The organism is Paenisporosarcina sp. NPDC076907 (assembly GCF_050269735.1).
Classification (GTDB): domain Bacteria; phylum Bacillota; class Bacilli; order Bacillales_A; family Planococcaceae; genus Paenisporosarcina.
This window is the reverse complement of record NZ_JBNNIX010000002.1, coordinates 200,872-220,438: the sequence shown is the minus strand read 5'-3', so window position 1 is coordinate 220,438 and position 19,567 is coordinate 200,872. Positions and strand designations below refer to the sequence as shown.

Genomic DNA, 19,567 nt, shown 5'->3' with positions numbered 1-19,567 from the left:
CAACCTGAAAGTTTCCTCACCTCAAAATGAAAATATTTTCCATCCATTGATTAAGAACATTCGTTCGGGGTATAATTCAATAAAGAGTAAAAGAACATTTGTTCGTTTTTGAGGAGGAGAACATCATGTATGAACAATATCCCGATCGGAAAATCGTTTGTCTCGATATGCGGAGTTTTTATGCAAGCTGTGCGGCAGCGGATGAAGGACTTGACGTGATGAAAACCCCGATTGCGATTATTGGGAATCAGCAACAGAAGGGAAGCGTCGTGTTAGCGGCTTCCCCACCATTAAAAAAAGAATTTGGTGTGAAGACAGGAACTCGCTTATTTGAAATCCCGGATCACCCAGACATTCGGCTGATTGAACCGAAAATGGGCTTTTTTGTGCGGGTGTCTATGGAAATTACGCGTTTGCTTAGTGAGTATGTGCCGAAAGAAGCGATTCATGTTTACAGCGTGGACGAAAGTTTTATCGATTTGGCTGGAACGGAACGATTATGGGGACCTGTCGAGCAAACCATTCAGCGCATTCAGGACGATTTACTGGAGCAGTTTCAATTGCCATCTGCGATGGGCATGGGTCCGAATATGTTGATGTCGAAGTTGGCGCTTGATTTGGATGCTAAAAAAACAGGATTCGCTCGCTGGACTTATGAGGATGTCCCAACAAAGTTATGGCCGGTATCGCCTCTTCGCGAAATGTGGGGAATCGGACCGCGAATGGAAAAAAACTTGAATGCCATGGGGATTTTTTCCGTCGGGGATCTCGCGAAAACGAAGTTGTCGACACTTGAAGCGAAATTCGGGGTAATGGGAAACCAACTGTATCATCATGCCTGGGGGATTGATTTATCGGATCTTGGAGCACCTCTTATCGAAGGCCAAGTCAGTTACGGAAAAGGGCAAATTCTATTTCGTGATTACCGGAAAAAAGAAGACATTCTCGCAGTTGTCCTTGAAATGACGGAAGACGTGGCGAGACGTGCGCGGGAAGCGGGAAAAGTCGGGCGTACCGTTCACCTCGGTGCGGAGTACAGTAAAGATGCTTTTGGCGGCGGGTTCCATCGTTCCCGTTCGATGGAAGAAGCCACAAACGACACAATGAAAATTTACAAGATGTGTGTAAAGCTGCTGGATGAACATTTTGATGACCGTCCCGTCCGACGTTTGTCCGTCACTTTATCGAATATGGAGCCGGAGCATTCGATGCAGCTCAGCTTGTTTGAAGCAGAAAAGTGGCGCAAGCGAAAGCTTGGTTCTGCTATGGATCACATTCGCAGCAAATATGGTTCGGCCGCTTTACTGCGTGCCGTTTCCTACACGGATGCCGGCACAGCAAGAGCTCGTTCCAAATTAATCGGTGGACATAAGGCCGAATGAATAGTGAAGTTACGACTTAGTTAGGCATACCAGGTCAGGGATAGACAATATGTAGAATGTCATTTGAAACGACAGAAACGAGACGATGGAATAAATGGCATTCTGCATTTTTTAGCTAACAAAAGCTTTGATTGTTTCTATAAACTAATTTTCACTCCGAATAATTACCAATTAGTATCTTCTCTAAATTCGGAACATTTGCTAAACTAGTAAAGTCTGTAAAAAAGAATCGGGGGATTACTGCGTGAAAGTATTTTTAGACTTAGGGTGGTTTTTTAAAGAGAGAAAGAAACAGTATATCGTCGGTATCTTGATGCTGATGGTCGTTGCGTTTTTGCAACTGCTGCCACCTAAAATAATAGGGTATGTCGTCGATGAAATTCGATTGGGCACTTTGACAGGCGAAGCGCTTGTGAAGTGGCTGATGTTACTGGCAGGAGCCGCTCTAGCCATGTATATCATTCGTTATTACTGGCGCATGATGATTTTTGGCTCGGCAATTTTACTTGCCCGCCAATTGCGCGAACGTTTATTCCAACATTTTACGCGCATGTCACCACGTTTTTATCAAAAGCGTCGTGTTGGCGATTTAATGGCACATGCGACCAATGATTTATCAGCCGTTCAACAAACAGCAGGAGCGGGTGTCTTGACGCTGGTGGATTCACTCACTACTGGCGGATTTGTTATTGCAGCGATGGCGATTACAATCAATTGGAAGTTAACGCTTATTGCATTAATTCCTATGCCAATTATGGCGTATTTGACAAATTACTATGGGAAAATGCTGCACAACCGTTTCCACTTTGCGCAGGAAGCGTTCTCAAACTTGAATGATAAAGCACAAGAAAGTATTTCGGGAATCAAAGTCATCAAAACATTTGGACAGGAAAAAGAAGACATTCAAGACTTTGTCCAGTTATCGGATGACGTGGTGGAAAAGAATATTCATGTTGCGAAAGTGGATTCACTGTTTGATCCTACAATTTCGGCAATAGTCGGTGCATCGTTTTTCTTATCTATTGTGTTCGGTGCGCGATTTATTGTTGCTGGAGAAATGTCGATCGGAGACTTAATCGCATTTACAGCGTATCTTGGATTACTTGTCTGGCCAATGCTTGCTTTTGGTTGGCTATTCAATATTGTTGAACGTGGACGTGCATCTTACGACCGGATTCGCGCATTGCTTGCTGAACCAATTGATATTGATGATGCAGAGCAAGCACTGGATGTAAAAGCGCAAGGCAACCTGGAAGTTCATATTGATGAATTTAAGTTCCCGGAAGATGAACGTGCTGCCCTGAAAAATGTTCACTTCACATTGAAACGTGGGGAAACGTTAGGCATTGTCGGTAAGACAGGATCAGGGAAAACGGCGATCTTGAAGCTGTTATTACGTGAATTTGAAGGCTATGACGGGTGTATTACATACGGAGGTCATTCAATCAATACTTATAAAAAAGAACGACTTCGTTCAGCTATTGGTTATGTACCGCAGGATCATTTCTTGTTTTCAACGACGGTTGCTGGAAATATAGCCTTTGCGAATACTAGTGCTCCAATCGAAGAAGTGTATGAAGCTGCTCAACTCGCACACATTCATGAGGACATTCTAAAATTCACAAATGGTTATGAAACCATCGTCGGTGAACGAGGCGTATCGTTATCAGGTGGACAGAAGCAGCGGATTTCGATTGCTCGTGCATTGATGATGAAACCAGAATTGTTAATTTTGGACGATTCGTTATCTGCCGTTGACGCACGGACAGAAGAAGCGATTCTTGAGTCACTGAAAGCAACACGTACTGATGAAACAACGATTATCACAGCACACCGATTAAGCGCGATTCAACATGCACATCAGATTATTGTGCTTCATGAAGGGACAATTGTTGAAAAAGGTTCCCATGAAGAACTCATGGAACGAAAAGGACGGTACTATGAAATGTATCAGTTACAACAATTAGAAGCACTAGTTGAAATGGGAGGTGAGGTGTAATGGAAGAACAGCCAAAACTAACCGGAAAAGATCAAGGCATTATCTTAAGAAGGCTCATTTCTTATTTGAAACCACATAAAAAGGTCATTACATTTGCCTTGTTCCTCCTTGGACTTACCGTAATCGGAGATGTTGTTGGACCGATCTTAATCAAAACGTTCATTGATGATTATTTGACCGTTCAAAACTTTCCAACGGGACCATTAGTGGGCCTTGCGGGTGCGTATTTATTCATTCAAATCTCTAATGTTTTCATCAGCTATTTCCAGCTGCTGAAATTCCAGGAGATTGCACTGAAAATTATTCAGCAGATGCGTATTGATGTCTTTACGAAAGTACAGAACCTCGGGATGCGTTATTTTGATAAAACGCCTGCCGGTAGCATTGTATCTCGTGTAACGAATGATACGGAAGCCATTAAAGATATGTTCGTCAGTGTCTTGGTTGGTTTCTTGCAAAGTGGGTTTTTAGTGGTCGGTGTCTATATCGCGATGTTTATTCTGAATGTCAAGTTGGCGCTCGTTACCTTATTGCTATTACCGATTTTATTTATGATTATCAAAACATACCGTCGATACAGCTCAGTGTTTTACCAAGATTTGCGTGAACGTTTGAGCCAATTGAATGCAAAACTGGCGGAATCACTTCAAGGAATGTCCATGATTCAGGCTTTCCGACAAGAACCGCGATTGAAAGATGAATTCAATGACATCAATGAACAGCACTGGAAAGCTGGCAAGCGCAACATCAAAATGGATAGTTTGTTACTGCGTCCCGCGATCGATCTGGTGTATGCACTTGCACTTATTATGTTGCTGAGCTATTTCGGGGTTACTTCTTTCAGCAATACAATCGAAGTGGGTGTGATTTACGCATTCGTGACGTATATCGACCGATTCTTTGAACCGATTAACCAAGTCATGCAACGGCTATCCATTTTCCAGCAAGCAATTGTTGCTGCATCTCGGGTTTTCAAATTGCTAGATGAAGAGGAACTAGTACCAAATCAGACGAATACGGATGCACGAATTGATGCAGGGAAAATTGAATTCCAAAATGTGACATTTTCTTACGATGGACAAACAGATGTATTGAAAAATATATCGTTTACTGCAAACCCTGGGGAAACGGTAGCTCTTGTCGGTCATACAGGTAGTGGGAAAAGTTCCATCATCAATTTATTAATGCGTTTTTATGAATTCGAACAAGGTGATATCTTGATAGATGGTCAATCTGTTAAGGCTTTCAAGGCTCAGGAATTACGAGATAAAATGGGTCTCGTGCTGCAAGATCCGTTCTTGTTCTTCGGGGACATTGAAAGCAATATCCGTTTGCATAATCAACATATGACAGACGAAGAAGTCCGAGCTGCAGCTGAGTTTGTTCAAGCTGATGGCTTTATTAATCAGTTACCTGAAGGCTATAAGCAAAAAGTGACCGAACGAGGCTCAACTTTCTCGAGTGGACAACGACAGCTCGTTGCATTCGCACGTACAATGGCAACGGATCCAAAGATTTTAGTCTTGGATGAGGCAACTGCTAACATTGATACGGAAACTGAAGTGGCGATCCAATCTAGTCTTGAAAAAATGCGTCAAGGACGAACTACGATTGCAATTGCACACCGATTGAGTACGATTCAAGATGCAGAGCTGATTTTGGTTCTTCATCAAGGAGAGGTTGTCGAACGGGGCAATCACCAGCAATTACTTGCCAGCAAAGGGCTTTATCACAAAATGTACTTGCTTCAGAACGGTATCGTGGAAGAAGCGGTTAAAAACTAAAACGATGAAAAATGTCTATCAAATTAATTAGATTTGATAGACATTTTTATATTTAAAGAGTACTTCTGATAAAACCCCTTCAGTAGCCTACAGCTTAGTAGAAAATATAAACTCAAAAATCGCTTTTTCGATTGCAAAAGTTGAATTACCTTTCGGTTAAATAATTGGGTATTCGCTCCTTCGTTATTTGAAAAATCGTCATTACTCTGTTTTCCAATGATTTTTTATAAGTACGTTTTATGTAATTCGATTCAATTATTTCATAAACCTTTTAAGTCAAAAACATTTGTGTTAACCTATTTATCAAATAGGTTAACACAAATGTTTTTTAGATTAATCTTTTTAAGATAATTGGTAAATGAGGGAATTACATTACAACATTTTGTGGTAGGTACTGATACATATGTTGGAATAACGTTTATCACAACAGTATTCATGCGTCATCTCCAAATGCAGGGACATAGAGTAATACCTTACAAAACCTGTAAAAACGAGTGAAATTATTGATAAATGTCGCTTTTATTATCAGGACACAACAAGTTCGTATATATCCATTATTGAAAACAATACATTCTACGAAAAGAGGCACACAAAATGAACTGGCAAACATTAGCTCAGGAAGTCATTGACGGTAAAGAAATAACAAATGAAGAGGCATTGGCAATTTTAACAACAGAAGATGATGAACTGCTACCCTTACTGCATGGTGCTTTTACAATCCGGAAGCATTATTACGGGAAAAAAGTGAAATTAAATATGATTATGAATGCAAAAAGTGGCTATTGCCCAGAGGACTGCGGTTATTGTTCACAATCGTCAAGATCAACTGCACCAATCGAAAAATATCCGTTTATATCCAAAGAAGAGATATTGGCAGGTGCTAAGCATGCATTTGAAAATCAAATCGGTACATTTTGTATCGTTGCAAGTGGCCGTGGTCCAACACGTAGAGACGTAAATGTTGTCAGTGAGGCAGTAGAAGAAATTAAAGTAAAATACGGATTGAAAGTATGTGCTTGCTTAGGACTATTAAGAGAAGAACAAGCCGAGCAGCTGAAAAATGCTGGTGTAGATCGCTATAATCACAACTTAAATACATCTGAACGCCATCACGATTACATCACGACTTCACATACATATGCAGATCGTGTGAATACGGTAGAAATTGTAAAAAAACATGGTATCTCTCCATGTTCAGGCGCAATCGTTGGTATGAAAGAAACGATGGAAGATGTAGTTGATATAACGCGTGCACTTCGCCGCTTAGATGCGGACTCGATACCAGTAAATTTCCTGCATGCCATTGATGGTACAAAACTGGAAGGTACAAACGAACTGAACCCGCGCTATTGCTTGAAGGTATTGGCACTTTTCCGTTTTATGAATCCAACAAAAGAGATTCGTATTTCGGGTGGTCGCGAGGTGAATCTTGGTTCACTCCAACCATTGGGTCTATATGCAGCAAACAGTATTTTCGTCGGCGACTATTTAACGACAGAAGGTCAAGCGGAGAATAAAGACTATTTAATGTTGCAAGATTTAGGCTTCGAAGTAGAGCTTACAGAAAAGCAAGCATCATTATGTGAAGTTTAACTTGATTTTGCAGTGACATATATTACATGTTGTAGCTTGGGTATTTTAGTTTTAGTATTTATTCCGGTCATCACTTTTATTAACTACTATACTCTTGAATTTTTAAGACAAGGAGTATTAGTAAGACGGTTAATCACTATGTAGGATAGTTAAGATGGGATAAAACTCATTATAACGGGAAAGCTAACCGTGGTGATGAAAATGAAAAATGGATGGATATTAATAATATTTATTGTTTTCGGAGTGTTTTCTTTATCTTTACATTCTGAAGAGATAACGCTCTTCAGTGATGCATCTAATAAGGATGAAATACTGGAGAGTTCATATATTTCTTCTGAAGCAAAGATGCCTGGAATTAGGGAGAAAGTATCCTTTCAAGGATATGAAATTGTCGCAAAGTCAACTGAAGAGAATATTACCTTGTATGCAAAAAAAATGGAGGGTTTGGATAGCCAATATCGAGATTTTAAAATCGATTTCAAAGGTGAAACTTATTCCAGACCTTTTTGGATGAACGTCACTAATCCTACGTATGCCCCGAAAATTTTTTACGAAGATATTAACAAAGACCAGAAGAAAGAGCTAATAATAATTTTAACGCTCGGTTATGGTACTGGTGCATTACTTCAAGAAGTTTATGTTTATGGATATACGAATGGATTGGCTAACGTACTTGTTGACGATCCTATGGCTATTATCTATAAAAATGTAAAAACCAAGCTATCGACTGAAGAAGCCGAATTAAGAGTAGGTGACAAAGAATATAAAGTTGATATCACTCCTTTAGATGTGCAACCTGAAAATTTATTTGAAGATATTGGGTTTGGCAGTATTATTAAATACGAAGTAAAAGACCAACAACTTACTGCAACAATTCCAGCTCAAATATCTCCAGCTGGCTTTATTGGTCAACTTGTAATTGTTTATGAAGATCGGGACAAAATGTATCAAGCAAAATCAATTGAATTTCAGCCGAGTGCACTATTGACCCGACGTATGGAGTAGGTAAAAAGAGCAACGACTTGAAATAGTCATTGCTCTTTATTAATGAAATATATGTTTTGCCAATACATATGTCGGACTTCAAACATTATGACTTATCTATCCGTTTCTTGAAATTCAATATTAACAACTTCTTCGGTATCGGTTTTAAATTCAATCCTTACGAAAACACCAAATTCTTTGTTCCCATCTTTTAACCATAGCTTAAATTTTTCAATTGTTGAATCTTCTTTAGTTTCTCTGCCTTCGTGCAAGTAGTCAATAATATCAGCATCAGGATATTTAGATTTTGTCTCTAAAACCGCGAGCTGTCCCCACTTAGCGTAGGCTGGAATTTCTCCTTCTGCATGAGCAATTGACGGAATATGTGTAAGTGTTGCATTGGATGTCATAATAAGTCCAAGTGCAATAAAAGTTTTTCGCAAAATTGAGCTCATCTCCTTTTTTATAGGATGAGTCATTTGTTTAAATTCATTCTATCCATATCTCTGTAGTATTGGAAACTGCAACCGACAGAATAATCGTTTCATACATTATCAAATTCCTTGTTTAAAGCACTTATTTGATATTCTATCGGTTTGTTGCTGAACTAAAAAGAAGTTAATTTTTCAAATCGAGTTTTATGGCACAGTTGTCTTAATCAGTATTTTTATACAAGCAAAGTAATGTTACTGACTCAAGCCATCGCCAATATCCCTGGAATGTAAGAGAACGCACATTTCATAAAAATCTAAAATGTGCGTTCTTATATTTTCATTAAATTAATCTTTTCTAGCTTTTTCGCTACTATATTATTTCAACAACTTTTTCACACAGTGATGACAATTTTCCCTTGAGCGTGACCTTCTTCAAAATACCTGAAAGCATCAGGTACTGCACTGAACTTATAACATCTATCAATCACTGGTTTTACTTTGCCGGCCTCAAGTAGTTCTTTCATATAAATCAGATCTTTTTGGTTTGCTCTTTGTAACATGTTCCCCATTTTTTTATTGCTGATAAATGAATGCCAAGGTCCTAGAAACATTGCTTGAGTAAGTTGTGCACCTGCACCTCCGACCACAACATAATTTCCATGGGGATTTAATGCACGCTTATATGCAGAAATGGGTTGATATCCGTTAACAGCAAGAATCAGGTCATAACGCTCCGCTTTTTTTGTGAAATCTTCCTTTGTATAGTCAATGACATGGTCTGCTCCAATCGATTGTACAATACCCAAATTTCTCGTACTGCACACAGCAGTAACATCAGCCCCGAATGATTTGGCAATCTGTACTGCGAAAGTCCCCACGCCACCAGAGGCACCATTAATCAATACTTTTTGTCCTGGCTGAATTTTGCCTTTATCCCGAAGTCCCTGTAAGGCTGTGACTCCCGCCATAGGTACAGCAGCAGCTTCCACAAAGGAAATATTGGCTGGCTTTGTGGCTAACGCATTTTCAGGAACAGCTACATATTCGGCCAATCCAGACCATCCACAACCTGATAAATCTCCGAATACCTCATCGCCAGGTAGAAACTGTTTAACATCTTTCCCGACTGCTTCAACTCGACCCGCTATGTCACCGCCAGGTATGGTGTATTTAGGTTTTAGTAGTCCGAAAGCAAAGCGGGCTAAGAACGGTTCTCCTCTCAAAAGAACCAGGTTACCATAGTTCACGGATGCTGCATGAACTTTAACAAGTACTTGATTGTCCTCGGGGGTGGGTTTTTCCACCTCTGACATTTCAAGAACATCAGGTGAACCATATTTGTAACACACAATTGCTTTCAGAATTAATCCTCCTAAGTTTCTTCCAATTTTTCAATAAAGACTATAAAGACTGACTAATTTAAAGATATTCCAGTTAAGAGTTATTCAAGACTGGTATCTGTAAATAAATTACACTAGTTAGAAATAACAACTATTAAGAGCTGGATTTAAAGAATGTTAACAACTACCCAGCATTTTTACTTGGACAAAAAAATGTCACAAGCAATATTGACGTCATTTGACTGATTATTTGATACGATGTTAGGAGTACTGAAAAGGAGCGACTTTGATGACGACTGATATCAATTTATTATTGGCATTTGGAGCCGGTTTTTTAAGTTTCATCTCGCCGTGTACTCTGCCTTTATATCCAGCATTTCTTTCTTATATTACTGGTATGACGTTGGATGAACTGAAAACGGAACGAGGCATTTTGCAAAGACGCGGAATGTTGCATACGTTATTTTTCCTACTTGGTTTTTCCAGTATATTTATTGCGCTAGGGTTTAGCACAAGTTTGTTCTATACGTTTTTCCAGCAGAATCAAGATTTAATTCGCCAAGTTGGAGCCATTTTCATCGTGTTATTTGGTTTACTTGTTGTTGGCGTTTTCAAACCTGAGTTTTTAATGAAAGAGCGAAGAATTCAATTTAAAAATAGACCCTCCGGTTATTTTGGTACTGTGATAATCGGCATGGCTTTTGCAGCTGGTTGGCAACCATGTACAGGCCCGATCTTGGCTTCTGTGTTTATATTAGCTGCAGATAACCCAGGTTCAGGCGTGTGGTATATGCTTGCTTATGTTCTTGGATTCGCTATTCCGTTTTTCCTCCTGTCTTTATTCATAACGAGACTTGGATGGATTCGAAAACATAATGCGAAAATCGTCAAAATTGGCGGTTATATCATGATTGCAGTCGGGATTTTATTATTCTTTGACGGAATGACATTTATTATCCGTATGTTGAGTCCGATTTTTGGTGACTTCCAAGGGTTTTAACAGGTAGAATAAATAAAATGAGGCAGAGGAGTTGTTGATGATGAAATCCATAACTACTTATGAACAATGGCAGGAAGTCGTTCAACGCGAAATACACCTATTGCTGTTTGTAAAAACGACGAACTGCTCGGTATGTGAAGGTTTATATCCGCAAATCGATGTACTCCAAAGTAGTGTGTCGATTCCGTTTTATGTCGTAAATGCAGCAGAGGTCCCTGAGCTTGCAGGGCAACTCAGTTTATTCACAGCACCTGTTGTCATTTTGATGTTACAAGGCAAAGAGTACATACGGTATGCTAGGTTCGTAGCTGTACAAGAAGTTTTGGAAAAACTACAAGAATTACAGAAATGGGAGGAATCCAATGTTTGAACTGTTAAAACAAATTCCTTCGCAATGGCTAATTATTGGTTCAACCATCATGGCAGTGGTCATGGGCACAATTGTGATGACGGTGCGCGCTAAATCTGCTAAAAGACCGGTCAGTGCAAAGAAAATTATTTTGCCGCCATTATTCATGTCTACCGGGGCGTTGATGTTTGTCTTTGAGTATTTTCGTGTTCCGCCCATGCAAATTGCCGAGGCACTAGGTGTAGGTGTACTTTTTTCATTGGTATTAATTTGGACATCCAAATTTGAAGTGAAAAATAACGATATTTATTTGAAGCAATCAAAAGCATTCATTTTTATATTAATTGGTTTGTTGATTGTGAGGTTAATTGCAAAAGTCATATTAAGCTCAACCATTCATGTTGGCGAGTTAAGCGGAATGTTCTGGATTCTCGCATTTGGAATGATTGTACCTTGGCGCATTGCGATGCTGATTCAATATAGGAATCTTGAAAAGAAAATCACTAATCATCACATAGAAAAGCCGACCTTTACTTCATAGGTCGGCTTTTTTCTTATAGGATTCTAAAACAAATGTTCATAAGGAGTCATATCAATTTCCATCGACTCTAGCTTTTTACGTAGGAATTTATGATCCCGCTTCGGTGTTGCTTGAATATAACCTCGAATTATATGATCATGTTCGATGGATTTTGCTTTTTCCTCTAACGCAATCTGACCCACTTTTCCCGCAATTTTTTGTTTAGCAACTGGTCGGAATAATTCCGGAACTGGTGTGACCAGTTCATTCAACATAAGCTTCGCCTGATCTCCCCATAAGTGTAGAGACTCTTGAACATAATGTTCTTCCCAGTCAAGGACAGATTTCCCATCATCTTTTGGTAACACTTTTAAAAATTTGCGGAACATAAAATAGCCACCAATGGCAAACAGGCCGGCAAGCACAAATACCCAAAATACAATAAACCATAAAAACCAACCATCTAAGCCCAACATTCTCACCTCTTATACACGATTCTTCTATTATAGAAGGTTATAGCAAAAAAAACACGCCCTATGTATCCTTTTTCATATTTTCTCTCTATGTAATGAGTGAAAGGAGGTGATACAACATGGCAAACGTCGATTTTAAAGAAGCGGTTGTACGTTTAACGTATGATGCAGGACTTACTCAGGATGGAAAAATGATCAAAAAAGCGAAAACGTACCGCAATGTAAAACAGACAGCAACACCGGAGCAATTATCGGAATTGACGAGTATTTTATCTAGCTTTTCATCGTTCCCGATTATCGCTGCAGAGAAAATTGAAACTGGTAACATCCAAAACTAATGAAGAGGGGGAACTAACAAATGGCACAAGTATTAGAAATGCAATTTGAAACAGCGGGAGGCAAAAAACTATCCGTTTCCGTGGATGATCCACGTGCGAATGTAACGGCACAGGAAGTAGAAACGGGCATGCAAGCTCTTATTGCCAGTGCGGTTTTTGAAGTAGATGGATTTGGTCTTGCCAGTGCATTTAATGCCCGATTGATCGAACGAAATGTAACAGATCTGGTATAACAAATTACAAGGCTGCCCGCAAACAGGGGCGGCCTTTCATTACGAATAGGAGGCTAAATTATGGAGCAATGGCTGAAGTTAATTCAAGAAGTTGGTTTTCCGATCTTCGTGTCTTTTTATTTGATGCATAGAGTAGAAACAAAACTTCAACTCATACACGAAGCGTTGTTGTCATTAAAAAATGCATAGACACAAATTCGTCGGAATCCCTGGATACTCCTCCCTTGAATTCGTAAATTCCATTCGATAAGATGAAAAGGAGCGAAAGTGGGGAGAGTCCATGAAGAAATTAGCAAGAGCATTTACATTCATAACATTGAGCGCAATCATTTTGGCAGGATGTAACTCGAATAAGTTTAAAGCAGAAACGGATTGGGAAGTTGAGTCCTTTTCTCACGAATCACAACGTGGGGAAGAGGTATCATTAGAAAATTTAAAAGGTAAAGTATGGTTGGCAACATTTATTTTCACCAATTGTGAAACCGTGTGTCCGCCTATGACAATGAATATGACGATGGTGCAGGATGAATTAATCAAATTAGGTGTGGAAGATTATAAAATCGTAGCATTCAGCGTAGATCCAAATGTAGATACGCCTGAAATCTTAACAGATTATCTAGCAAAATTTAACCCACCAGACGAAGCCAAGTGGGAATTGCTTTCGGGATATGACCCTGTTTATATTGAGCAGTTTGCAAGACAATCATTTAAATCTCTCGTCAAAGCTGATCCTACTTCAACACAAGTAGTCCATGGACAAAGCTTCTACTTAGTTGATCAAAACGGCGTTGTTGTAAAAAGCTATAATGGCTTTCAAGATGTGCCAAAAGAAGAGATTGCAACAGACATGGAAGCTTTAATTGAACAAGGAAAGTAAAATTTTAATACAGATATTTTTTTATAGGATAGTCAGTCCTCTATGGGGACTGACTATCCTATTTTAGTTTTCGTGTTATTTTTCCTGGATACTGTATAAGGGTGCTCGACTAACGGTTGTTTAGTTGGATTAATTAATAAAGGTTAATTCTATAATTTTATATCATCTGGTACCTCAATCACATGTGATTCTAATGGATTAATTGGGTCGTGATTACGTAAACACCCAAAATTTAGACCAGTAATTGTTTCGATTCTTGATATTGGAACTTGATAAGTTTTATATTCACCGTAGGTAAATTCCAAACTCTCAATAAGATCTTTTTGCGTCTGCATATAAGCAGTTGCAGAAAGGTTACCATCTTCCTTAACCATAATAGCGATTTTCCAAAACTCTGAAGGTATTTTAACTCCTCTGTAAACAATGTCATCCTCCCTAAAAACTGGTCCAGTAAACACTGTCACCTTCAAATTCCAGTTTTCAGCATTATTTAAAATATAATCCTCAAGATCCAACCAGATTTTTTGATTTAAATCGCTATGTTGGGGAGCACAATTTGTGAAATGGAATGTATCCTTATTCGCCTTTTCCGCTGCATCTCCCCAATTAGGATCACTGCGGCGGACTAGATGTCCTCGATCAAGTGGATTATTTTTATATAAATCAGGACCACATTGGTATTCTATTTCGATACGAGGATCCAGATACCATTTATCATTACGTTGAATATTTCTCAATTGGTTTCCATTAATATTTACCACCGTATAATATGCTAAACGGCGTGACTTACTCATGACTATCGAAAAATGAGTGTAATGAAGCACCTTGCTTCCGTCTTTTAGAGTGGCAATATCCTGTTCATCACATTGGAATGTTGGATGTGGAACCTCATAATCATCACCAAGAAATTTAGGATCATAACCAACCGAAGCTTCATACCATGAATCATTTAATATCTCAACTATCATCTCATCAGAATTATCTTTGGTGATTTCTTGCCCTTGCACAAGTTCATTCATTAACAATTTCTGATTTTCATTCAAAGTTGTGTCCTCCTTCTTTTTATTAGGTATTCTACAACTGATTTTCAATTCCTTCTTATAAGAAGAGGTTCTTTGAAAGGAGTAAGAACAATCAAATTCGAATCAAGCAATGGGTAAGCTTCCATCTTCTAATACCAAATATATTAGTACAATTAGATATCAAAAAAGGCGATAACATATTTAATATTTTAAATATGTTATTGCCTTTTCATTTGAATGAATTTAATTGGCATCACCAATATATAAAATTACTGATTGATTTGTTACTGATCATTTTTTTGGTTTTTCAATAAGTCGCGAATTTCAGTAAGCAATGCTTCTTTCGCATCGATTGCTGGACCTTCTTCAACAACCGCTTCTTTTTTACGCTGGAATTTCATCATTATGCGGATGACCATAAAGATGGCAAAGGCAACAATGACAAAGTCCACAATGGATTGAATAAAGTTTCCAATCATGAGCTTTTCCTTGCCCACTTCAACAACTAATCCAGTAAAATCAATTCCACCCATTAAAATACCCATCAGCGGACTAATAATATCTGTAACGAGGGAAGAAACAATTTTACTGAAAGCTGCACCTATTACGACAGCGACAGCCAAGTCCATCACATTTCCTTTTAAAGCGAATTTCTTAAAGTCTTGCCACATTTTTACGTCACTCCTTTCTTTCAGTCTACTAAAAGGAAAATATATTGTAAATTTTCGTATTTTTGATAAGTAGAGAAGATAGAAAGATATGGTACATACTGAAATGAAGTGACGTTGTATGTACATCTGTGATAAAATAATGAAAAAAACGGGATGCGAATGTATGAAAAAACGAAAGAATACGAAACGATTGTCTGCAGTTACAAGAGGATTGTTAATCATACTTATGGTTCCTATTACAATGACTCTGTTTGTTTTAACGAGTGTGTACTGGGGAGATCTACAAAGAATTCCAATCGTTCATACCTTAACTGAAACGCTACAAGATGCTCCTAAAAAGATGATGGATATAGATATTCCGGAAGAATATATACCGATTTACCAGGAAGCTGCAAAAGAATATGAAATTCCATGGACTTTGTTAGCCGCACATCATCGCATTGAAACGAAATTTTCAACGATGGATCCTCTTTTGTCCCCAGTAGGGGCAGAAGGACATATGCAGTTTATGCCATGTACCTTTGTTGGTTGGCAGCATCCTAGTTGTTCAGGTCAAGGAAAAGGGAATATTTCAGAGGATGACAAAACGAATCCAGATATTATTGCCAAATATGGTGGATATGGTATTGACGCCAATCAAGATGGTAAAGCAGATCCATATCAACTCGATGACGCAGTATTTAGTGCAGCGCATTATTTGGCAAGTAACGGAGCGTCCACTGGGGATCTTGAAAATGCCATTTACATGTATAATCGTAGTGATGAATATGTAGAAGATGTCTTATATTATTATAATAAATATGAAGAAGAGCAGGGGTCAAAAGGACAAGCAGCTTCTTCTGAACAATAAGAAAGAGCCGTTCATTTGAACGGCTCTTTCTATAAATTATGCTTTGCGTAAAGCTTTCATAATCATGCTTACGATGAAGATTAAAATAATTGCACCAATCAATGCTGGAATGATTTGAATACCGGCAACTGCTGGTCCGAAGCTGAATAACATGCCGCCAATCCATGCACCGATGATACCTGCAATGATGTTACCAATAATTCCGCCTGGTACGTCTTTACCTAAAATAAGTCCTGCTAACCAACCAATGATACCACCGATAATAAGGTATAAAATAAATTCCATGTTTTCCATCTCCTGTTCGATAAAGTTTAATTTGTGTTGCTAGTTATTAGATATCCTCAAACGAAACAATTCAAACCACTTTTTGAAAATATTTTTAAGCTCATAACAATTTCATAACATCTTTAAAACAAAAAGCGTTGGGACCATATTGATTTTGTATGCATATAATAAAAACTTCAGCGCTAATCAATAGTCTGACCATAAACCAAAAAAGTATGTATTTTGTTCTTAAAATCCGAAATTTTCACCGTATTAATTGACGGAAAATTCTTAAAAAGGTTTTGTGAAATGAAAATAAAAAGCGTATAATTTAATAAAGGAGTGATTGAGGTGGATAAAATCATCATGAAAAAACTTAACAAACAGGGAATTTGGTTTGCAGTGTTTCACACGATTTTTATCTTCAATCTTGCATTTGATTTCATTGAATTTATGTAATCCATTGTGGATAGCTTGCCTATCCACAATTTTTTTTGCGAACAAATACTTAAAAGTAGTCAGGAGTTTTACTATTGAAGAAAACATGGAATCGTCATACATATATTCAAGTTTTTGAAAGACTTCGCAATGAAGAATTGGCATCACCGATGGAAGCATATATGAAAAACCATTTTCCTTTTCTCGGTATTAAAAGCCCAGCACGAAACGAAGCGTTAAAATCTTATTTTGCTGAACATGACATTCCAGGTAATGATCAGATCTTTGATGAGGTTTGGGAAATTTATAAGTACCCAGAGAGAGAATATCAATATTTAGCCATAGCATTACTGAATAAAAAAATTAAAGCGTTAACAATTAAGGATTTGTCGTTCATTGAGAAACTCGTTACGGAAAAATCGTGGTGGGACAGTGTGGACTCGATTGCACCTACTATTGTAGGTACTATAATAAAAAAAGATCGCATCGAAGGCGAAAAAATCATGAGGACATGGTCGGATTCAGAAAACATGTGGTTAAATCGCTCCGCAATCCTTCATCAATTAAAATATAAAAATGAGACAAACGAAAATCTGCTTGAAGAAATTATCTTAAATCATGCAAAATCAAATGAATTCTTCATTCAAAAAGCGATTGGTTGGGTGTTACGTGAATATGCAAAAACCAATCCACCATTTGTTCAACAATTTGTTAAAAAGCATGAATTGAAACCTCTTAGCAAAAGGGAAGCACTAAAGCATTTCAATTGAAAAAGCAGCCAAAATCGGCTGCTTTTGTTATTTGACGGAGTCGCTGATAAATGAATGGTTTTTATAATACATGTTTTTCACTAGTACATTCGGTCCGAGACATTTTACTGCTGGACAATGACAGTTCAATTCTTTTGCAAGAGGCGAGTCCAACCATTTTTCAAAAATGCTTGGCAATGAGTCACTTTTCATATTACCAAGCACAGGTGCATCCCCGAAGTCGGTAACAATAACTTCACCTGAGAAGATATTGATATTTAATCTTGAACGACCGTCGGGATCATTACGGACTGTCACATTCTTTTCTTCTCTCAATCTTTGCTGAAGATGACGGTCTTCTTCACTTGCACTGCAAGGGTAAAATGGCAAAGTGCCGAAAAGCATCCATGTGTTTTGATCGCGTACATCGAGTAAATGATCAATGGCTTGTCGTGTTTCCTCTAACGTCAATGAAGTCAAACTGCTCGCAAAATCTGATGGGTACATAGGGTGTATTTCGTGTCGCGCACATTTCATTTCTTCAACTACTTGGCGATGAATGTGTTCTAAGTAAGGCAATGTTTTCTTATTCAACATCGTTTCAGCTGAAACCATGACGCCAGCTTCAGATAACATCCGACTGTTTTCAATCATGCGATTGAAGAGTTTTGCTCGTTGTTCATATGTTGGTTTGCGTTCCATAACGGCAAATCCGGTTTCCACAAATTCGTCGACCGTTCCCCAGTTATGAGAAATATGTAGGACGTCCAAATAAGGAGCAATCATCATATATCGCTCAGAATCAAGCGTTAGATTCGAATTTATTTGTGTGCGAACTCCTCGCTCATGAGCGTATTTTAATAGAGGAAGTACATAATTCGTGACCGATTTTTTTGATAACATCGGTTCTCCACCTGTAATGCTGAGGGTTTGTAGGTGCGGAATTTCATCCAACCGCTGACGTAGAAGATCAAAAGGCAGTGCAGTTGGATCTTTTGTCTGAAGGGTATAGCCAACAGCACAATGTGCACAACGCATATTGCATAGCGTGGTAGTCGTAAACTCGATGTTCGAAAGTGTCAGCTTGCCGTGTTTTTCCATATCTAAATAGGCTTCCCAAGGATCATTCGTCGGGGTCAGCTTTTGTATTGTTGTATTCATCAATCAATCGTCCTTTCTACAATAAATCATTGTCGCATATCAAAAGGCCATTGAAAACGTTAGATTTTAGATTTTAAGTCGATTCAAGTAATATAAGAAGAAAAGGTGAATTTTATGGATCTTTCCAATCCAATACTTTTGTATGATGGCAGCTGCGGTTTTTGTCAGCAGTCAGTCCAATTTATTCTTCATAATGAGCGTGACGAAACCGTTTGTTTTGCACCATTACAAAGTGATTTTGCAAGCCAAATAATTAAAGAACATCCATTTTTACAAACAATTGATTCAATCGTGGTTCTTCAGGGAAAAGACGTATTAGTGGAATCGGATGCAGTGATCGCTTTGTCATCCTATCTTAAGTCTCCGTATCATTTGGGTACCATGCTAAAAATGTTTCCGAAATTTTCTCGAGATGCCTTGTACCGTCTTGTGGCAAAACATAGACATCGAATTGTTCGTAATAACGAATCGTGTTTACTGCCATCCCCCCAACAACGTAAACGATTTTTCACTTAATTAAAGGAGAGATATAAATGTTTTTAGAAGACAACAATGATATACGGAAAGAATTGTTTCAAACGGTAGAAGGTTTGACTGACGAACAGTTTAACCAAAAACCTGCAAATGACGGATGGTCGCCAAAACAAATTTTTGAACATCTAGTACGCATGGAAACCGTTATCGCAACTAATATTGCAAGGGAACTAAAAAACCCAGACAGTCCCAAGGCCAGAAAAAAACCAATCGGCCTTTCGACGAATCGCTTAATTAAAGTAGAAGCGCCCGGTTATACAACGCCGACAGAAGACTATAAAACAAAAATGGAGATGCAAAAAGAACTTCATGAGTCACGTCTCTTCTTATTAGATGTGTATGAGTCCAGTACTAAGACTAATTTTAAGGAGAAATCATTTAAACATCCGATTTTTGGTCAAGTCCCATTAATTCAATGGTTTCCTTTTGTTGGCCTGCATGAAAAACGTCATTTAAAACAATTGAAAAAAACGATTGAAAAGCTATAAGGTCATAAGTGTTACTTATCACATCCTATAATTTTAATGTAATTTACTTATAAACTAGACTACGTTATGATAGGAAATGGAGAA

Annotated in this window: 23 protein-coding genes; 16 read left to right on the top strand and 7 right to left on the bottom strand. The window is 38.2% G+C overall.

The window, feature by feature from the left end; translation table 11 throughout:
- Positions 1-125 precede the first annotated feature (125 nt).
- The 5 genes from ACQKEV_RS08715 (at position 126) to ACQKEV_RS08695 (ending at position 7,763) form a co-directional block, all read left to right on the top strand.
- Entirely contained in the window at positions 126-1,382 is a 1,257-nt protein-coding gene (locus ACQKEV_RS08715; protein ID WP_427445894.1) for a DNA polymerase thumb domain-containing protein, read from the top strand.
- 244 nt (positions 1,383-1,626) lie between these two features.
- On the top strand, positions 1,627-3,381 hold the full coding sequence (locus ACQKEV_RS08710) for an ABC transporter transmembrane domain-containing protein (protein WP_427445896.1): 1,755 nt from the start codon (positions 1,627-1,629) through the stop codon (positions 3,379-3,381).
- Positions 3,381-5,165, top strand: a complete 1,785-nt coding sequence (locus ACQKEV_RS08705; protein WP_427445897.1) for an ABC transporter ATP-binding protein — start codon at positions 3,381-3,383, stop codon at positions 5,163-5,165. The genes ACQKEV_RS08710 and ACQKEV_RS08705 overlap by 1 nt, the downstream gene beginning before the upstream one ends.
- 594 nt (positions 5,166-5,759) lie before the next feature.
- Positions 5,760-6,758 carry a biotin synthase BioB gene (gene bioB, locus ACQKEV_RS08700; RefSeq protein WP_427445899.1) on the top strand — a complete coding sequence of 333 codons (999 nt, stop codon included), beginning with the start codon at positions 5,760-5,762 and terminating at the stop codon, positions 6,756-6,758.
- A 201-nt stretch (positions 6,759-6,959) separates the two neighbouring features.
- Positions 6,960-7,763 (top strand): hypothetical protein, encoded by an 804-nt coding sequence (locus tag ACQKEV_RS08695; RefSeq protein WP_427445901.1) that lies wholly within the window; start codon positions 6,960-6,962, stop codon positions 7,761-7,763.
- A 92-nt stretch (positions 7,764-7,855) separates the two neighbouring features.
- On the opposite strand, the gene ACQKEV_RS08690 is transcribed toward ACQKEV_RS08695, so the two are convergent.
- Positions 7,856-8,185: a YqzG/YhdC family protein gene (locus ACQKEV_RS08690; RefSeq protein WP_427445903.1), complete on the bottom strand. Its 330-nt coding sequence runs from the start codon at positions 8,183-8,185 to the stop codon at positions 7,856-7,858.
- Positions 8,186-8,568: 383 nt separating this feature from the next.
- Complete coding sequence (locus ACQKEV_RS08685) at positions 8,569-9,489, bottom strand: NAD(P)-dependent alcohol dehydrogenase (protein ID WP_427445904.1); 921 nt, start codon at positions 9,487-9,489, stop codon at positions 8,569-8,571.
- Positions 9,490-9,805: 316 nt separating this feature from the next.
- On the opposite strand from ACQKEV_RS08685, the gene ACQKEV_RS08680 reads away from it, so the two are divergent.
- The 3 genes from ACQKEV_RS08680 to ACQKEV_RS08670 are packed head-to-tail and all read left to right on the top strand — an operon-like array spanning position 9,806 to position 11,406.
- Positions 9,806-10,516 carry a cytochrome c biogenesis CcdA family protein gene (locus ACQKEV_RS08680; protein ID WP_427445906.1) on the top strand — a complete coding sequence of 237 codons (711 nt, stop codon included), beginning with the start codon at positions 9,806-9,808 and terminating at the stop codon, positions 10,514-10,516.
- Between the two features lie 40 nt (positions 10,517-10,556).
- Positions 10,557-10,886, top strand: a complete 330-nt coding sequence (locus ACQKEV_RS08675) for a thioredoxin family protein (RefSeq protein ID WP_427445908.1) — start codon at positions 10,557-10,559, stop codon at positions 10,884-10,886.
- Position 10,887: 1 nt separating this feature from the next.
- Positions 10,888-11,406 carry a CcdC family protein gene (locus ACQKEV_RS08670; RefSeq protein WP_427446246.1) on the top strand — a complete coding sequence of 173 codons (519 nt, stop codon included), beginning with the start codon at positions 10,888-10,890 and terminating at the stop codon, positions 11,404-11,406.
- A 23-nt stretch (positions 11,407-11,429) separates the two neighbouring features.
- Here the strand turns inward: ACQKEV_RS08670 and ACQKEV_RS08665 are convergent, their stop codons facing one another.
- Positions 11,430-11,861 (bottom strand): DUF2621 domain-containing protein, encoded by a 432-nt coding sequence (locus ACQKEV_RS08665; RefSeq protein ID WP_427445909.1) that lies wholly within the window; start codon positions 11,859-11,861, stop codon positions 11,430-11,432.
- Positions 11,862-11,977: 116 nt separating this feature from the next.
- On the opposite strand from ACQKEV_RS08665, the gene ACQKEV_RS08660 reads away from it, so the two are divergent.
- The 4 genes from ACQKEV_RS08660 (at position 11,978) to ACQKEV_RS08645 (ending at position 13,306) form a co-directional block, all read left to right on the top strand.
- Positions 11,978-12,196 carry a DUF1659 domain-containing protein gene (locus ACQKEV_RS08660; protein WP_427445911.1) on the top strand — a complete coding sequence of 73 codons (219 nt, stop codon included), beginning with the start codon at positions 11,978-11,980 and terminating at the stop codon, positions 12,194-12,196.
- A 20-nt stretch (positions 12,197-12,216) separates the two neighbouring features.
- Complete coding sequence (locus ACQKEV_RS08655) at positions 12,217-12,429, top strand: DUF2922 domain-containing protein (RefSeq protein WP_269925093.1); 213 nt, start codon at positions 12,217-12,219, stop codon at positions 12,427-12,429.
- A 60-nt stretch (positions 12,430-12,489) separates the two neighbouring features.
- On the top strand, positions 12,490-12,618 hold the full coding sequence (locus ACQKEV_RS08650) for a YvrJ family protein (RefSeq protein WP_269925092.1): 129 nt from the start codon (positions 12,490-12,492) through the stop codon (positions 12,616-12,618).
- Positions 12,619-12,709: 91 nt separating this feature from the next.
- Positions 12,710-13,306, top strand: a complete 597-nt coding sequence (locus ACQKEV_RS08645; protein WP_427445914.1) for an SCO family protein — start codon at positions 12,710-12,712, stop codon at positions 13,304-13,306.
- A gap of 149 nt (positions 13,307-13,455) precedes the next feature.
- On the opposite strand, the gene ACQKEV_RS08640 is transcribed toward ACQKEV_RS08645, so the two are convergent.
- Together ACQKEV_RS08640 and mscL are read right to left on the bottom strand one after the other, a co-directional pair.
- Positions 13,456-14,349, bottom strand: coding sequence for a DNA/RNA non-specific endonuclease (locus ACQKEV_RS08640; protein WP_427445916.1), 894 nt, complete (start codon positions 14,347-14,349; stop codon positions 13,456-13,458).
- A gap of 263 nt (positions 14,350-14,612) precedes the next feature.
- Positions 14,613-14,999, bottom strand: a complete 387-nt coding sequence (mscL, locus tag ACQKEV_RS08635) for a large conductance mechanosensitive channel protein MscL (protein ID WP_427445918.1) — start codon at positions 14,997-14,999, stop codon at positions 14,613-14,615.
- Between the two features lie 163 nt (positions 15,000-15,162).
- On the opposite strand from mscL, the gene ACQKEV_RS08630 reads away from it, so the two are divergent.
- The gene (locus tag ACQKEV_RS08630) at positions 15,163-15,849 is read left to right on the top strand and encodes a lytic transglycosylase domain-containing protein (RefSeq protein WP_427445920.1); all 687 of its coding nucleotides are present in this window, start codon (positions 15,163-15,165) and stop codon (positions 15,847-15,849) included.
- A gap of 36 nt (positions 15,850-15,885) precedes the next feature.
- On the opposite strand, the gene ACQKEV_RS08625 is transcribed toward ACQKEV_RS08630, so the two are convergent.
- Positions 15,886-16,134 carry a GlsB/YeaQ/YmgE family stress response membrane protein gene (locus ACQKEV_RS08625; protein WP_424472003.1) on the bottom strand — a complete coding sequence of 83 codons (249 nt, stop codon included), beginning with the start codon at positions 16,132-16,134 and terminating at the stop codon, positions 15,886-15,888.
- A gap of 512 nt (positions 16,135-16,646) precedes the next feature.
- Between ACQKEV_RS08625 and ACQKEV_RS08620 the strand changes: the two genes are divergently transcribed.
- Complete coding sequence (locus ACQKEV_RS08620) at positions 16,647-17,321, top strand: DNA alkylation repair protein (protein WP_427445922.1); 675 nt, start codon at positions 16,647-16,649, stop codon at positions 17,319-17,321.
- A gap of 27 nt (positions 17,322-17,348) precedes the next feature.
- Here ACQKEV_RS08620 and yfkAB read toward each other — a convergent pair whose 3' ends face one another.
- Positions 17,349-18,461: a radical SAM/CxCxxxxC motif protein YfkAB gene (gene yfkAB, locus ACQKEV_RS08615; protein WP_427445924.1), complete on the bottom strand. Its 1,113-nt coding sequence runs from the start codon at positions 18,459-18,461 to the stop codon at positions 17,349-17,351.
- Between the two features lie 114 nt (positions 18,462-18,575).
- On the opposite strand from yfkAB, the gene ACQKEV_RS08610 reads away from it, so the two are divergent.
- Positions 18,576-18,977: a thiol-disulfide oxidoreductase DCC family protein gene (locus ACQKEV_RS08610; RefSeq protein ID WP_427445926.1), complete on the top strand. Its 402-nt coding sequence runs from the start codon at positions 18,576-18,578 to the stop codon at positions 18,975-18,977.
- A 17-nt stretch (positions 18,978-18,994) separates the two neighbouring features.
- Complete coding sequence (locus ACQKEV_RS08605) at positions 18,995-19,483, top strand: DinB family protein (RefSeq protein WP_427445928.1); 489 nt, start codon at positions 18,995-18,997, stop codon at positions 19,481-19,483.
- Positions 19,484-19,567 lie beyond the last annotated feature (84 nt).